Genomic DNA, 15,023 nt, shown 5'->3' with positions numbered 1-15,023 from the left:
GCGTCCTGGAGCCGTGGAATCGTCCGCGGCCCGACGATGCCCATGTTTGCCGCGGAACCCGAGCAGCCCGCTTCAGGGGTGCTCACCGCGGCAGGAGGCCCGGCCCATGGCAACAACCATCGTGGAAAGAGAGAAACCCGGCGTCATCTCCGCCAGCGCGGGAACGCCCTTCAAGCTCAGCTGGGGCGCCATCCTCGGCGGCACCTTCGTCGCGCTCGGCGTGCTCATCCTCCTGTACTCCCTGGGCCTCGCGCTCGGACTGTCGTCCGTCGACCCGAGCAACCCAGGCAGTGCACGCTCGGCGGGCATCGGCACCGGCATCTGGGGCCTCATCGCTCCGCTCATCGCCCTCTTCGCGGGAGGCTTCGTCGCCGCCCGCACCGCGGGCGTGGTGGACAAGGGCGGCGGCGCGATGCACGGCGCCGTGATGTGGGGGCTGACGACCATCGCGGGCGTTGCCCTCATGGGCATGGTCATCTCCACCATCGTCGGCACCGCGGTGCGCACCGCCACCGGCGTGGTGGGTGCCACGGGCGCCGCCGTCGCGGGCGCGGCCTCCCAGGGTGACCAGGTCGCCAACGCCTTCGGCCTCGACGCCAACGACGCGCTCGGTCCGGTGAACGAGCGGCTGCGCGCCGAGGGCAAGCCGGCCATCACCGCCAACCAGCTCGAGGCCGCGACGAAGGACATCGTCACCACCGGCGTGCGCACGGGCAACGTGGACCGCGAGCTGCTCGTCAGCTCCATCGCGGAGAACACGCGCCTGTCGCGGCAGGACTCGGAGGACGTCGCCAACCGCGTGCAGGTGCAGATCGATGCCGCCAAGACGAAGGTCGGCCAGGTCGGCCAGCAGGTGCAGCAGGGCGCGCTCGTGGCCGCGGACAAGTCCGGCCGCGTCTTCTGGGGCATCTTCGGCGCGCTGCTGCTGGGCCTCATCGCCTCCGTGCTCGGCGCGGGCCTGGGCGTGAGCAAGCGCCAGCGCGTCTACGCCGAGGGCGCCATCTCCACGCCGGGAACGACGACCCGCCGTGAGGTGTATCCGTAAGGCAACGAAGCGCCCTTGCGGCACACGCGAGGCCCACTCCTTCACGGGGGTGGGCCTCGCGTCGTCCCCATCCAGCCACGAGAGCGAGCCCCAGGCGCGCTCGCCCCGCACAAGGCCCTGACGGCGGCGAACCGTGCCCGACGGAGCGTCGCGTGACGCAGGGCCCCCGCGAAGTCGGTCGGCGGGCCCTCGCGCGCACCCGCGCCACACGGAGCACGACTCGCTCGCGCCGCCCCTCGGCCGGTCCGCGCTCCGGAATGGCGCGGGGTTGAGATGTTCATCGCTCCACGCCAGGGCGTCGCTCGCGTCCACCAGGCACCGCACGATGCGCCGTCCCCCGCACGACGACGCGCTGCCCCGTGGGCCTCCTGCGGTAACCTGCTCGCGAGTCGTCATCAGGGGGCGCCCTCACACCTCCAGGCCCCCAGTCACGCTCCATGACGGGGGAAGCTCGTGAACCGAAGTCGGACGTCCCTGCTGTGTCTCGTGCTGCTCGCCACCCTCAGTGGCGGCTGCTTCCTGCGCACCGGCTACATCCTCGAGGCGCTCAACGAGCCCTCGGAGCCGAAGACGCCTCCCCTTCCCCCCTCCTTCCGCGAGCGCGTGGGCCGCCTGACGCGCTCCCACCTGGTCGACGCCTACGCCGACCCCGCCGAGGTCGCGAAGTGGATGTCCGCCCTCGGCAGCGCCCCCCGCCCCATCGTCGAGCAGGTGGAGTGCCTGCGCGCCCACGCCGGCGGCAGCAACGCCACCTGCTACGACGCCTTCCTGCGCGCCACCGTCCCCGGCGGCATCTGGGGCCTGCCCACCCAACCCCGGAGCGTCAACCCCACGGCGCCCACCGCCGCGGAGGTCGACGCGCAGCGCTTCCTCGGCAACGCGATGGGCATCGCCGCGTCGCTCGCCGCGCTGGGTGACTCGCTTTCGGACCCAGTGAACCCCAGCCTGCTCAACCAGGGCCTGCGCGAGGGCGCCGAGTCCGCCGCGCAGTACGTGAGCGCCCGCCGCTGGAGCCGCAAGCTGGGGCGCCCCTCCAACGCCATCGTCCTCAGCGGCGGCGGCGCCAACGGAGCCTTCAGCGCGGGCATCCTGTGGCGCCTGCTCGGCGTGCTCGAGCAGTGCCGCGGCAAGCCCGAGCCCGAGGGCTGCGGCGACGCGCGCATCGACCTGGCCGCGGGCTCCAGCACCGGCGCGCTCATCAGCACGCTCGTGGACCTGTTCCACACGCCCGGGTACGAGCAGAAGGCCCGCGACGTGCTCCTGGGCAACTACACGTGCTCGGTGGAGTCGGACCTGTACTGCGTCAACTCGACGTGGGTCTGGAAGATTGCCTCGGACCTCAAGGGACTGGTCCGCTTCGACGGCATCGAGAACAAGCTGCGCGCCATGGTCGTCCCCGCGCAGCTCACCAACGGCACGGAGCTGGTCTCCGTCTCCGTGGACTTCGAGACCGGTGACGTCCACGGCGTCAGCGACCAGGACCCCGCGGACTTCCCGCGCACCGCCACCGAGGCGCAGCGCGTGGACGGCCTCATCAACGCCGTGCTCGCCTCCATCGTCGAGCCCGTGCTCGCCGAGCCCGTCCCCTGGATTCCCTCCAGCAAGGGCCGCCACACGGGCACCTTCCTGGATGGCGGCGTGCGCTCGGGCCTGCCCGTGCTCCAGGCCGTGCAGCGCGGCGCCGAGCGCGTGCTGGTCATCTCCACCGGCAACCTCGAGTCCACGCCCGTGCCGGCCCCGGACAACGCCGTCACCACGCTGATGCGCACCATCGACCTGTTCGTCGCCCAGCCGCGCGTGGGCGAGGTGCAGCAGGCGGAGCTCGCCGCCGTGGGCCGCCGCTTCGCCGAGTACAACGTCTGCGCGCTGCGGCTCGCCCAGGTGGAGGACCCCACCGCGGTGGAGCCCTACTGCCGCCGCACCGGCACCGGCTTCGTCCCCACCGAGCCGCGCTCGCTCCAGGCCGCCACCAGCATGTGGCTGGGCCCCGCCCGCTTCGAGCAGGTCGCGTCCAGTTGGCGCTCGTCGTGGATGTTCCGGCCCGAGTCGCAGCTCGCCACCGCCAGCGGCTACGCGTTCTCGCCGCAGGTCATGCGCCCGCTCTTCAAGGAGGGCGTGAAGTCCTTCCAGCAGCGCTGCGCCGAGGTGCTGCGCCTGTTCGAGGTGCGCGGCACGCTCGCCCAGAACGAGTGCGCCCGCCCCGTCGACGACGTCGTCACCGAGGCCGAGTCGCGCTTCGCCCCGATGGGCCAGTGCACCGACGGCAAGCCCGACCAGCGCTCCTGCGATTGAAGTCTCCAGGAGAGCCGGGGCCGCCCTCCGCGCCCCGGCTCCCGTCGCCATGAGCCCCCTGTCGCCACGAGGGGCCTCAGCGCCCAGGCCACCGCCGCTCCTGTCGCCACGAGCCCCGGGCTCCCCGGCCAGCCTCCGCGCCATGCGGGCCCCACGGAGCACCGGCGTCGGCATATCCTCGCGCGCCCGCTTCACCCGAGTGCGCCATGTCCCAGAGCTCCACCACCCGCTGGCTCGCCCTGCCCCTGGTCTGCCTGAGCCTCCTCCTGCTCCTGGCCGCCCTGGCCTACTGGCTCACCCAACCCACCTCCCCGCCGCCGCCACCGCCCGAGGAGCCCATCGCCCAGGCGCCCCCGCCGGCCCCCACGCCGCCGCCCCGCCTCACCCCGCCGCCCGTGGTGCCGCCCCCCGCCTTCCCCTCGCCTCAGTCCGAGGTGCCCGTCCCCGAGCAGCCCGACAAGCGCCGCGTCATCCAGAGCGAGTTCACCCTCGAGGAAATCCACGGCGACTTCCGCCCCGAGGACATCGAGGCCGCCCTCAAGGCGGTGACTCCGCTCGTGCAGCAATGTTTCCAGGATGCCGCACAGCGAAACCGGGGCCCACAAGCCGTGAAGCTGCGCTTCAACCTGGAGTCACGCGGCGAGGGCGAGGGGCGGATGGACAAGGGCGAAGTGCTGGCGAGCACCATCCCGGACCCGATGGTGCAGGCGTGCGTGGTGGACTCGCTGCTGGACATCGGGTTCAAGACCCCGTCCCGAGGGGGCCGGGCGACGGTGGTGTACCCCTTCGAGTTCCGCGTACCGTTGGAGTAAGGTCGCAAGGCCCCCAACCCCACCTCAATGCCCGTCTCCGTCGAACAGCTCGGCCCCCAGGACGCGGACGCCCTGCGGGCGTTGCTCTCGAAGGACCCGGTCCACAACCTCTACCTCTTGGGGTTGCTGGAGGAGTTCGGCATCGCCGCCCGGGGCCGCATCCCCTTCGCCTTCTACGGCCGCTTCGACAACAAGCTGCTGACGGCCGCCGTCTTCGTGGGCGGAGAAGGCGGCCTGGTGGTGCCCAGCGCCAGCGACGCGAGCGCCACGAGCGTCATCGCGGACGCGCTGGCCTCCTCGCTGAGCCTGAAGGCCGCGGTGGGCGACAAGTCCTCGGTGGACGCGCTCCTGCGCAGCCTGTCCCCCGGAAAGCCCCGGCTGTCGCGCACGCAGCGGCTGTTCAGCGTGTCCGCGGATGACCTGGGCCCCTTCACCAACCCGCTCCTGCGGCTCGCGCGCGAGGAGGACCTGCCCCGCCTGCTGCCGCTGGCGCAGGGCTACGTGCGCGAGGCCATGGAGCGAGACCCGCTCTCCGAGGACCCCCGGGGCTACGAGGCCCGCGTCGTCCAGCGCGTGCGCCAGAAGCGCACCTACGTGCTGGAGGAGAACGACGCGCTGGTGCTCAAGGTCGACATCGGCAGCCGCTCCCAGTACGGCGCGGAGCTGGAGGGCCTCTACACCCTGCCCTCCGAGCGCCAGAAGGGCCACGCCACGCTGTGCCTGGGACAGATTTCCCGGCACCTCTTGTCCTCGCTGCCGCGGCTGACGATGCGCATCGACGAGCGCGACGAGAGCACCGCCCGCATCGCCCGGAAGGTCGGCTACCTGGCCGGCCGCACGTGGCGGCTGGTGCTGGTGGAGTAGCTCGCCCAGGCCGGGCGCGATGCCGTACAGTCCGCGCCCTCCATGAGCAGCCGTCCCACGCCTTCCCGCCGCCCCCTCTCCGGAGAGGGCCCCGTCATCCTCCACTCGGCCACGGACCCGCGCTGGCTCCCGCTGGCGCTCGAGCACTTCGACGCCGTGCTGGTGGACCACGCCCACTGCGAGAAGAAGGCCGCCGCCAACGCGCTGTCGCTCCTGCAGGCCTACCCGGACCTGCCGGGGCTGCCCGCGCAGATGGCCCGGCTGGCGCGCGAGGAGAGCGCGCACCTGGCCCGCGTGCTCGACCTCATGGAGGCCCGGGGGCTCACGCTCACCAAGGACGCCGGGGACCCGTACGCCCAAGGCCTGCAGAAGCTGGTGCGCACCCCGGCCGCCGAGCGGCGCACCGACAGGCTGCTCGTCGCCGCCATCATCGAGGCGCGCTCCTGTGAGCGGCTGTCACTGCTCGCCGAGGGGCTGACGGACCCGGCGCTCGCGCGCTTCTACGGGGAGCTGGCCCAGTCCGAGGATGGCCACCAGTCGCTGTTCTTCCGGCTGGCCGTCACCGCGTCCGGAGGCGACGACGCGCCCGTGCGCGAGCGGATGGAGTGGATGCTCGACCACGAGGCGCGGGTGCTCGAGGACATCGGCGTGCGCGCGGCCATCCACTGACGCCCTCGCCTCAGAAGGGCCACACCCACGGCACCGCCACCGTCAGCACCACCACGAGCAGCAGGGTGAGCGGCGTGCCCAGCCGGAAGAAGTCCGTGAAGCGGTAGTGCCCGGGGCCGTAGACCAGCACGCAGCTGGGCTCCAGCGGCGTGATGAACGAGCAGCTGGCCGCCAGCGTCACGCCGATGGCGAAGGGGCGCACGTCCACGCCCAGCTGCGCCGCCGCGTTCACGGCCACCGGCAGCACCACCAGCGCCGCGGCCTGGTTGGACATGGGCGCGGACAGGACGATGGTGAGCAGCATCAGCGCCACCAGCACCGTGCGCGGCCCGCCGAAGTCCCCCAGCTCCGCCACCCGCTGACCCAGGAACTTCCCCGCCCCGCTCACCTCCATGGCCAGCCCCAGCGCCATCATGGAGCCGATGAGCAGCACCACCCGCCAGTCCACCCGGAACGCCTTGCGCGCGTCCATGCAGCCGGTGGCGATCATCGCCAGCATGCCGGTGAGCCCCGCCACCGACAGCGGCAGGATGTCCAGCGAGCCCGCCGCGAGCGCGCACAGGAACAGCACCACCGCGAGCAGCGCCTTGCCGTAGCGCGGCGGCTGGTACTCGTGGCCGCTCAGCACCGTCAGGCTCAGCCCGTCCGCCAGCTCCGCCGCCTTCTCGCGGGGTCCGCGCAAGAGCAGCACGTCCCCCACCGCCAGGGGCAGCAGCGACAGACGCCGCTCGCCGAAGGTGCGGCCCAACAGCTGGAGCTTGGTGACGCGCTGGAGGCTCGGGTGGCGGTGCAGGGCCAGCGCCACCAGGCCGTAGCGCTCCACGAAGAGCGCCTCCTTCAGGCTGCGCCCCACCAGCGGGCTGCCCGGCGGTACCGCGGCCTCCACCAGCGCCGTGTCCTCGTCGAGCTGCGCCTCGTCCGCGTGCCGCAGGTCCGGACGGATTTCGATGCCCTGCAGGTCCTTCACCCGGAGGATGTCCTCGCGCGAGCCCTCGACCAGCAGCCGCTCGTCGCCGCTCAGCACCTGCGTGGGCGTGGCCGACGTGGCCTTCCCGTCGCGGAGCAGCCCGATGACGCGCAGGCCCAGCCCTTCCGTGATTTCGGCCAGCGGCTTGCCCAGGTAGCGCGAGCCCGCGGGCAGCACCGCCTCCGTCAGGTAGTCGCGCAGCGTCCACTCGTCCGCGCTCCCCTTGCCCACCCGCGAGGGCAGCAGGAGCGGCCCGAGCAGCACCACGACGAGGATGCCGATGACCGCCACCGGCAGCCCCACCGGCGCCAGCTCCGCCACGCCAATGGGCCGCATCCCCATGCGCTCGAGCGCCGCGGACATCACCAGGTTGGTGGACGTGCCGTAGAGGAACACCATGCCGCCCAGCATCGACGCGTACGCCAGGGGCAGGAGCACCTTGCTCTTGGGCACCTTCGCCCGGTTCGCCGCGCCGATGGCCACCGGCAGGAAGGCCGCCGTCGTCACCGTGTTGGAGATGACGGACGAGAACACCGCCACCACCACCATCATCGCCAGGACGAAGGTCTGGTGGCCGAAGCGCGCGAAGAAGGCCAGCCGCTGCCCGACCAGCTGCACCACGCCCGTCGACGCCAGCCCCTGCGTCATCGCCAGCAGCGTGAAGATGAAGATGACGGTGTCGTTGCTGAAGCCCTCGAAGGCCTGCCGGGGCGTCAGCACCCCCGTCAGCGCCAACAGGCACACCACCACCAGCGAGCTGACCTCGATGGGGATGCTATCGATGGTGAACAGAACCAGCGCGATGAGAACGACGGCCAGGACGATGGCGATGGTCATGGAAAACCAGTGGGGGCCGCCAACTTGTGCCCTGTCCGCCGGGGCGGCGAGCCCCTGCCGCACTGTGTCGTCAACTACTAGATGACCGAGCGCTGATAAGAGGAATTAGGAGATTGTGCCTGGTGGGGCGGGGCATCGTCGGACGCCAGTTGCTTTTAGGCGCCCCTTCCAGAAGTTTTGTCGTCTCTCCCGCTGGTAGGGGCCGTGCCCTACTTCACCAGGACGGGGAGCCCCTATCTTGAGAGAACACAAGGAAACTTCCATGGCTTCGACGCAAGTGGCGGCGGAGGGCTCCAAGGCCCCCACGAACAACCCCACGCTGCTGGCCTGGGTGGCCGAGATGGCCAAGATGACCCAGCCGGACAGCATTGTCTGGTGCGATGGCTCCGAGTCCGAGAAGAAGCGGATGACGGAGCAGGCGGTGAGTGAGGGCATCCTCATCCCGCTGAACCAGCAGAAGCGGCCCGGCTGCTACCTGCACCGCTCCAACCCGAACGACGTGGCGCGCGTGGAGCACCTCACGTTCATCTGCACGCCGAACAAGGCGGAGGCGGGCCCCACCAACAACTGGATGGAGCCGGACGAGGCGTACCACAAGCTGGGCCAGCTCTTCGCCGGCAGCATGAAGGGCCGCACCATGTACGTGGTGCCCTACGCCATGGGCCCCATCGGCAGCCCCTTCACGAAGATTGGCGTGGAGCTGACCGACAGCATCTACGTGGTGCTGAACATGCGCATCATGGCGCGCATGGGTCAGCAGGCGCTGGACATGCTGGGCGACAGCGACGACTTCAACCGCGGCCTGCACAGCACGGGCGACGTCAACCCGGACCGCCGCTACATCTGCCACTTCCCGCACGACAACACCATCTGGAGCTTCGGCTCGGGATATGGCGGCAACGTGCTGCTGGGGAAGAAATGCCTGGCGCTGCGCATCGGCAGCTTCCTGGGCCGCGAGGAGGGGTGGCTGGCCGAGCACATGCTCATCCTCGGGGTGACGAGCCCCAAGGGCGAGACGACCTACGTCGCCGCCGCCTTCCCGTCCGCGTGCGGCAAGACGAACTTCGCGATGATGATTCCGCCCGCCGAGTACAAGGGCTGGAAGATCGAAACGGTGGGCGACGACATCGCCTGGATGCGCCCGGGCCCGGACGGCCGGCTGTACGCCATCAACCCGGAGGCCGGCTACTTCGGCGTCGTCCCGGGCACCAACAACAAGACCAACCCCAACGCCATGGAGACCATCTCCAAGGACACGCTGTTCACCAACGTGGCGCTGACGCCGGATGGTGACGTGTGGTGGGAGGGCAAGGACGGCGAGGTCCCCGAGGAGCTCATCGACTGGCAGGGCCGGCCCTGGAAGAAGGGCAGCACGGAGAAGGCGGCGCACCCGAACAGCCGCTTCACCGCGCCCATGTCCAACAACCCGGTGCTCAGCCCCAAGGCGAATGATCCGATGGGCGTGCCCATCTCCGCGCTCATCTTCGGCGGCCGTCGCTCCAGCACCGTCCCCCTGGTGCTCCAGGCCTTCAACTGGACCCACGGCGTGTTCCTGGGCGCCACCATGGGCAGCGAGACGACGGCGGCGGCCACGGGCAAGGTCGGCGTCGTGCGCCGCGACCCCATGGCCATGCTGCCCTTCTGCGGCTACCACATGGGCGACTACCTCCAGCACTGGCTGGACATGCAGAAGACCATTCCGCAGCTGCCCAAGATCTTCCAGGTGAACTGGTTCCGTCAGGACAAGGACGGCAAGTTCCTGTGGCCGGGCTTCGGCGAGAACATGCGCGTGCTGGAGTGGGTGGTGAACCGCGTGCACGGCCGCGTCCCCACCAAGGAGACGCTGCTGGGCTGGGTGCCCCGTCAGGACGAGGGCCTCAACCTCAAGGGCCTGGACATGTCGGCGGACGCCGTCGCCGAGGCCACCTCCATCAAGGAGGACGAGTGGAAGACCGAGCTCAAGAGCCAGGAGGTGTTCTTCGAGCAGCTGGGCACCAAGGCGCCGGAGGCGCTCATGCTCCAGCGCAAGCTCTTGATTTCGCGCCTGGAGCACTGAGGCGCCCGTCGGCTGTAGCGCCTTGAAGCACCCGTCGGGGTCGCTCCCTCTCCCAGTCTGGGGGTGGAAGCGGCCCCGACCTCGTTTCACGAGGTGTGAGGTCACCCTCTTCGCCCCGGGGCCGAAGGCGCGCTAGTCTCGTGCTCATCATGAGACTGGTCTTCGTATTGTCGGCGGCCCTCGCGCTGTCGCCCCCGGTGGCGTTCGCCCAGCGCGCCAAGAATCCAGCGGCCCTCATCAAGGAAGGCGAGCGGCTGTATCAAGCCGGCAAGTACCAGGAGGCAGCGGACGCGCTGAAGAAGGCCCACGAGGCCCAGCCCAACCCGCGGCTCATCTTCAACATCGCCGTGGCGCTGGAGAACGCCGGGGATCTGCGCGAGGCGCTCTCCTGGTACCAGCAATACGTGGGCAACACCGAGGGCACGGACCCGGCGCTGCTCAAGCGCAGCGCGCGCAGCATCGACAAGCTGCGGCTCTTGCTCGACAAGGAGAACCAGGCCCAGGCCACCGCGGAGGCCGAGCGGCTGAAGCTGCAGGGCGAGGCGGAGGCGGCGAAGAAGCGCGCGGAGGAGGAGCAGCTCGCCGCGCAGCGCGCCGAGGAGGAGAACCTGCGCCAGCGCCAGGCGGAGCTGGACCGGGCCATCAAGTCCTACCAGCGCCAGAAGATCGCCGCCTACGCGGTGGGCGGCGTGGCGGTGCTGGGCGTGGGCGCGGGCGTGCTGTTCGGCCTGCAGGCGCGCGACGAGCGCGAGAAGTTCGACGCGGCGCGCACCGAGGACACCAAGCAGACCTTCGCGGACAACACGAAGACCAAGGCGCTGCTCGCGGACATCGGCTTCGGCGTGGGCCTGGCCGGCGCCATCACCGCCATCATCCTGTATCCGAAAGACGGCCCCCCGGCGGAAGGCGAGGTCCGGATGACCCTGGCGCCTCGTGGCACCGGCGCGGGTCTGGAGGTCAGCTTCTGATGAAGACCCTGCGACTCATGTCGTGCTGCGCGGCGCTCCTGGCCGGCTGCAGCTTCACCACCGCGGGCGGGCTCGACGAGTGCGAGACCAGCGCGGACTGCGACACCAACCAGGTCTGCTCCGCGGGCGGCTTCTGCCTGCCCCAGCCGGAGGGCTGCGGCGAAATCGTGGGCCCCACCACGGGCAACCCCATCATCCTGGGCGCGGCGCTGCCCCTGACGACGTCCACCGGCGAGGACGTGTCGGAGCGGCAGGCGCTCAACGCGCTCAAGCTGGCGATGGAGGAGATCAACCAGCGCGAGGGCGTGGGCGGCCGGCGGTTCAACCTGCTCATCTGCGACACGCGCTCGGAGCCCGCCCGGGCCCGCGAGCAGGCCGAGTGGCTGGTGACGGAGCGCGGCGTGCCCGCCATCTTCTCCTCGGGCAGCGCGCAGACCATCGCCATCAGCACCATCACCATTCCGCGCAACGTGCTCTTGATGACGCACACGGCGACCAGCCCCGACATCGCCACGCTGAGCGACAAGACGGCGGCGTCCGGTGAGGCGGGCCTGGTGTGGCGCACGGCGCCGTCGGACCGGCTGCAGGGCCGCATCATCGCGGACCTCGTCAGCAACGTGCGCGCGGTGAGCGGGGACCAGCGCCCCTTCGCCGACACCACCACGGTGAGCCTGGTCTACGTGAACGACGCCTACGGTCAGGGCCTGTTCGACACCGTGCTCGGCCGGGTGAGCAACGGCCGGACGCCCTCCTCCGCGTTCTACGCGCGCAACGGCGACGTCAGCGCGGCCGTGACGCACCTGGCGGCCAACCCGGCGCCGAGCATCGCGGTGATGATGGGCTTCTCCGAGGACAACGCGAAGATCATCACCCAGGCCGCCGCCCAGGGCCGCACCAGCCAGCGCTACTTCTTCACGGACGCGAGCAAGGACTCGAACCTCATCACGTCGCTGGGCACCTCGAAGGGCATCGTCGAGGGCGCCTACGGCACGGCGCCCGCGCAGGCGCGCCCGGGTGACGCGGTCTACACGACGTTCAAGGAGCGCTTCCGCACGGCCTACAACGGCACGGACCCGGGCCAGTTCTCCTTCACGGCGCACGCGTACGACTCGATGTACCTGGTGGCGCTGGGCGCGGCGTACGCGGCGGGCGCGGAGGTCAACAACCCGCAGCCCATCACCGGCGACCGCATCGCCCAGGGACTGGCCAAGGTGACGCCGCCTCCGGCCACCCCGGCCACCACCTACGCGCTGGGCTTCAGCCGCTTCACCGAGGCGCGCGGCGAAATCAGCGCGGGCAAGTTCATCAACGTGCAGGGCGCCAGCGGCCCGCTGGACTTCGATGCCACGGGCGAGGCGCCGTCCGAGTACGAGCTGTTCCAGATTGTCGACGGCGCCTTCCAGACGGTGGAGCTCATCGCTCCGGCCGCGGACTGAAGCATCCCCGGGTTGAAGGAGCGCTCCCTCGGTCGGGGGAGCGCTCTACCCCGCCGCCCCGAGCACCCGCGTCAGGGCAGCGATGGACGGTGGAACTCATCGCTCCGGCCGCGGACTGAAAGCGCCGGTGCGTGGAAGGAGCGCTCCCGCAGCCGAGGGAGCGTGCGCCCCCGTCGCCCCGAGCACCCGGGTCAGGGCGGCGATGGACGGTGGAGTTCATCGCTCCGGCCGTGGACTGAAGAAGCCTGGGCTGAAGGAGCGCCCCCTCATCCGAGGGAGCGCGCTACCCCGTCGCCCCGAGCACCCGCGTCAGGGCGGCGATGGACGGTGGAGTTCATCGCTCCGGTCGCGAACTGAAGAAGCGCCGGTGCGTGAAAGGAGCGCTCCCGCAGCCGAGGGCGCGCTCTTCCCCGCCGCCCCGAGCACCCGCGTCAGGACGGTGGAGCTCATCGCTCCGGCCGAGGACTGAAGAAGCGCCGGTGCCTGGAAGGAGCGCTCCCCCAGCCGAGGGAGCGTGCTACCCCGTCGCCCCGAGCACCCGCGTCAGCGGCGCCAGGGCGGCGAGGAAGTCCTCGGGCGGGGAGAGCAGCGAGAGCACCAGGAACGCGCCCCCGCCGAAGTCGTAGAAGTAGCCGGGCTGGACGAGCACCCCCGCCTCCAGCAGCGCGAGGCACGTGGCCTCCTCGCCGGGCTCCCTCGGAATGCGCAGCACCGCGCTCCAGCCGCCGTGCGCGGGCAGCACGTCCCACGTCGCGCCCGGGGGGCGGGCCCGCAGGAGGTGCTCGCGGTTGGCGCGCACGCGCTCGAGCAGCGCCGCCTGGAACACGGGCGCATGGGCGAGCAGTCGGGGCAGCGCGAGCTGCACGGGCGTGGCCACGGACAGGTACGTGTCGGCCACCCACTCCAGGCGGGCCAGGGCCTCGTCGCGCGCGGCCTCGGGCCCGCCCACGTGCATCCACCCAAGCTTCAGGCCGGGCAGGCCCGCCACCTTGGACAGGCCGGACAGGCTGAAGGTGGGCATGGGGAGCGCGCGGCCGGCCACCGTCGTCACGCGGCCGGGCGCCGGGGCCCAGGCGTAATCGGCGAACACCTCGTCGCTGATGAGGGCCAGTTGGTGGCGCGCGCAGACGTCGGCGAGCGCGGAGAGCTCGCCCTCGTGCAGGAAGTGGCCGGTGGGGTTGCCGGGGTTGATGATGAGCACGGCGCGGGTGCGCGGGCCGAGGGCCGCCTCCACCTCGCCCGCGTCCAGGCCGAAGCCGTGCGCGAGCGGAAGGCGGTAGGAGCGCGTCTGGACGGCCTCCAGACGCGCCAGGTGCTCGAAGAGGGGGTAGCAGGGCGCGGGGACGAGGACGTCGTCACCCGGCTCGCACAGGAGCTTGAAGAGCCAGCCGTAGGACTCGCTGGTGCTCGCGCTGAGCACCAGGTGCTCCGGGGAGACGGCGGTGCCCCGGGAGCGGAGGTACCCGGCCACCGCCTCGCGAGCCGAGGGGAGGCCGAGTGCTTCCGGCGCATAGTCGAAGGCGCCGGGAGGGTGGAGCACTCCAGCGTCGGGCGCCGGGAGCCCCACGCGGGTGGGGTTTGAAGCCGTGAGGTCCAGTGGGGGGAGGCCCTGGGCGCGGAGCCCGGCGAGCGCTTCCGCCAGTGGATTCGGGGTGCGGGAGAAGTCCGAGCGGAGGGAGAAGCGGCTCACAGCCCCGTCTGCAGCATGGCGTTGGCGACGCGGCGGATGAGCTCGCGACGCACTTCCTTGCGGCAGTGCTCGATGGCCTTCTCATGAGGCCTGGGAAGCTCCGGGTCCCTGGCTCGCAGGGCGGTACGGAGGACGAGCTCCACCTTGGTGGGCTCGATGTGGAACAGCCGAGCCCCGTCCTTCTGGAGGAAGTAGGACAGCCCCCTCTGGTCGATGAGCTTGTGGAAGAAGCGTCGGACGTCCGCGAGGAACGTGAGGTCGATGATGTCCGCCATTCGTGACGGCTTTCTCGCGCGGAAAAATCGGCCCGTCCATTTCACGGCCGCGTCACCCGAAAACTTGCGCGACCTGTAGCACCCGTCTGTCCGGCCGAACGCGCGGGAGGCCGAATTCTCGGCCCCGGCGCTCACGGCATCAGAGGACGCAGGGCGCGCCGGAACGCGGCGTGCCGACGTCGCGCGTCGGGCTCGAACGGCACCGGCCCGAGCACGGGAACACCGTGGCGCGCCTGCAGTAGCGCGCGGTTGTCGCGCTCGGAGACGTCACGGGTGGAGGTGCTCCGCGAGAGCAGCACGGCGCGCACGGGGATGCGCCGGGCGGCGAGCGCCTGGAGGGACAGCGCGGTGTGGTTGAGCGTGCCCAGGCCCGCGCGCGCCACCAGCAGCACGGGCAGCCGCAGCGTCTGGATGAGGTCGATGACGTCGTGGCGCGAGTCGAGCGGGACGAAGAGCCCCCCGGCGCCCTCCACCACGGCGGGGCCGCCCTTCAGCTGCCTCCAGGCCGACAGGGTGGTCTTCCAGTCCGGCTCGCGGCCCAGGCGCGCGGCGGCCACGCCCGGGGCCACGGGCAGGCGGAAGCGGTGCGGACACAGGACATCCAGCGGGAGCGTGCTGCCGGCGGCCTCTCGCAGCGAGAGCGCGTCGGCGGGGGCGCGCAGGGAGGCGCAGCCGGACTCATAGGGCTTGAAGCCCTGGGGCGACAGGCCCGCGTCGGCGAGGAGGGACAGGAGCGCGCGCGAGGCCTGCGTCTTGCCCACCCCCGTGTCCGTGCCGGTGACGAAAATCTGGAACGGTCGGCTCATGCGGTGTTGTCTCCGTGGATCATCCCCGGGCCTTCGCGCGAAGGCCGCCGCGGACCGAGGCACGCTCGCGCGACGTACAGAATGACGAGGGCGTCTGGTTCGCGGGCGCGCCGCGCGCTTCCGAAGCGTGAGGCGAGGAGCTAGCGCCTGCCCAAGAAGCGTCCGCGCCTCGCGCATGACGCCGCGCCTTCCCTCGGCGTGTGGTGAGGCCCAGGCTCCAGTCCGAGAAGCGTCCGCTCCTCGCGCATGACACTGCGCCATCCATGGGCGTGTGGCGAGGCCCAGGCGCCGGTCCGAGAAGCATCC

At 71.3% G+C, this 15,023-nt stretch carries 12 protein-coding genes; 8 read left to right on the top strand and 4 right to left on the bottom strand.

What is annotated here, in order from left to right; translation table 11 throughout:
* Positions 1 to 106: 106 nt before the first annotated feature.
* The 5 genes from AC6JA9_RS07185 (at position 107) to AC6JA9_RS07165 (ending at position 5,682) form a co-directional block, all read left to right on the top strand.
* Complete coding sequence (locus AC6JA9_RS07185; protein WP_223746312.1) at positions 107 to 1,045, top strand: hypothetical protein; 939 nt, start codon at positions 107 to 109, stop codon at positions 1,043 to 1,045.
* 453 nt (positions 1,046 to 1,498) lie between these two features.
* Positions 1,499 to 3,337 carry a patatin-like phospholipase family protein gene (locus tag AC6JA9_RS07180; RefSeq protein ID WP_497959322.1) on the top strand — a complete coding sequence of 613 codons (1,839 nt, stop codon included), beginning with the start codon at positions 1,499 to 1,501 and terminating at the stop codon, positions 3,335 to 3,337.
* Positions 3,338 to 3,543: 206 nt separating this feature from the next.
* Positions 3,544 to 4,149 carry an AgmX/PglI C-terminal domain-containing protein gene (locus tag AC6JA9_RS07175; protein ID WP_223746310.1) on the top strand — a complete coding sequence of 202 codons (606 nt, stop codon included), beginning with the start codon at positions 3,544 to 3,546 and terminating at the stop codon, positions 4,147 to 4,149.
* 27 nt (positions 4,150 to 4,176) lie between these two features.
* Positions 4,177 to 5,013, top strand: coding sequence for a GNAT family N-acetyltransferase (locus tag AC6JA9_RS07170; RefSeq protein WP_046711379.1), 837 nt, complete (start codon positions 4,177 to 4,179; stop codon positions 5,011 to 5,013).
* A 42-nt stretch (positions 5,014 to 5,055) separates the two neighbouring features.
* A complete protein-coding gene (locus AC6JA9_RS07165; RefSeq protein ID WP_223784791.1) occupies positions 5,056 to 5,682 on the top strand; it encodes a MiaE family protein in 627 nt (208 codons plus the stop codon).
* 10 nt (positions 5,683 to 5,692) lie between these two features.
* Here AC6JA9_RS07165 and AC6JA9_RS07160 read toward each other — a convergent pair whose 3' ends face one another.
* On the bottom strand, positions 5,693 to 7,486 hold the full coding sequence (locus AC6JA9_RS07160) for an SLC13 family permease (protein ID WP_223746307.1): 1,794 nt from the start codon (positions 7,484 to 7,486) through the stop codon (positions 5,693 to 5,695).
* 262 nt (positions 7,487 to 7,748) lie between these two features.
* On the opposite strand from AC6JA9_RS07160, the gene AC6JA9_RS07155 reads away from it, so the two are divergent.
* From AC6JA9_RS07155 to AC6JA9_RS07145, 3 genes are all read left to right on the top strand, one after another.
* Complete coding sequence (locus tag AC6JA9_RS07155) at positions 7,749 to 9,542, top strand: phosphoenolpyruvate carboxykinase (GTP) (protein ID WP_223746306.1); 1,794 nt, start codon at positions 7,749 to 7,751, stop codon at positions 9,540 to 9,542.
* Between the two features lie 149 nt (positions 9,543 to 9,691).
* Complete coding sequence (locus AC6JA9_RS07150; RefSeq protein WP_141328838.1) at positions 9,692 to 10,510, top strand: tetratricopeptide repeat protein; 819 nt, start codon at positions 9,692 to 9,694, stop codon at positions 10,508 to 10,510.
* Positions 10,510 to 11,946: an ABC transporter substrate-binding protein gene (locus tag AC6JA9_RS07145; protein ID WP_473566295.1), complete on the top strand. Its 1,437-nt coding sequence runs from the start codon at positions 10,510 to 10,512 to the stop codon at positions 11,944 to 11,946. Before AC6JA9_RS07150 ends, AC6JA9_RS07145 begins: the two co-directional genes overlap by 1 nt.
* Positions 11,947 to 12,463: 517 nt before the next feature.
* Here AC6JA9_RS07145 and AC6JA9_RS07140 read toward each other — a convergent pair.
* The 3 genes from AC6JA9_RS07140 to bioD all read right to left on the bottom strand — a co-directional run bounded on the left by AC6JA9_RS07140 (position 12,464) and on the right by bioD (position 14,717).
* Positions 12,464 to 13,636, bottom strand: coding sequence for a pyridoxal phosphate-dependent aminotransferase (locus tag AC6JA9_RS07140; protein ID WP_497959321.1), 1,173 nt, complete (start codon positions 13,634 to 13,636; stop codon positions 12,464 to 12,466).
* Complete coding sequence (locus AC6JA9_RS07135; protein ID WP_046711372.1) at positions 13,633 to 13,911, bottom strand: hypothetical protein; 279 nt, start codon at positions 13,909 to 13,911, stop codon at positions 13,633 to 13,635. The genes AC6JA9_RS07140 and AC6JA9_RS07135 overlap by 4 nt, the downstream gene beginning before the upstream one ends.
* 131 nt (positions 13,912 to 14,042) lie before the next feature.
* Positions 14,043 to 14,717: a dethiobiotin synthase gene (gene bioD, locus AC6JA9_RS07130; protein ID WP_223784787.1), complete on the bottom strand. Its 675-nt coding sequence runs from the start codon at positions 14,715 to 14,717 to the stop codon at positions 14,043 to 14,045.
* Positions 14,718 to 15,023 lie beyond the last annotated feature (306 nt).

The sequence above is a fragment of the Myxococcus sp. MH1 genome, assembly GCF_059738865.1.
This window is presented reverse-complemented; position numbering and strand designations above follow the sequence as displayed.

Coding starts and splice junctions, on each gene's coding strand:
- AC6JA9_RS07170 (WP_046711379.1), top strand. CDS start 4,177: ATGCCCGTCTCCGTCGAACAGCTCGGCCCCCAGGACGCGGACGCCCTG.
- AC6JA9_RS07150 (WP_141328838.1), top strand. CDS start 9,692: ATGAGACTGGTCTTCGTATTGTCGGCGGCCCTCGCGCTGTCGCCCCCG.
- AC6JA9_RS07160 (WP_223746307.1), bottom strand. CDS start 7,486: ATGACCATCGCCATCGTCCTGGCCGTCGTTCTCATCGCGCTGGTTCTG.
- AC6JA9_RS07185 (WP_223746312.1), top strand. CDS start 107: ATGGCAACAACCATCGTGGAAAGAGAGAAACCCGGCGTCATCTCCGCC.
- AC6JA9_RS07135 (WP_046711372.1), bottom strand. CDS start 13,911: ATGGCGGACATCATCGACCTCACGTTCCTCGCGGACGTCCGACGCTTC.
- bioD (WP_223784787.1), bottom strand. CDS start 14,717: ATGAGCCGACCGTTCCAGATTTTCGTCACCGGCACGGACACGGGGGTG.
- AC6JA9_RS07175 (WP_223746310.1), top strand. CDS start 3,544: ATGTCCCAGAGCTCCACCACCCGCTGGCTCGCCCTGCCCCTGGTCTGC.
- AC6JA9_RS07145 (WP_473566295.1), top strand. CDS start 10,510: ATGAAGACCCTGCGACTCATGTCGTGCTGCGCGGCGCTCCTGGCCGGC.
- AC6JA9_RS07155 (WP_223746306.1), top strand. CDS start 7,749: ATGGCTTCGACGCAAGTGGCGGCGGAGGGCTCCAAGGCCCCCACGAAC.
- AC6JA9_RS07165 (WP_223784791.1), top strand. CDS start 5,056: ATGAGCAGCCGTCCCACGCCTTCCCGCCGCCCCCTCTCCGGAGAGGGC.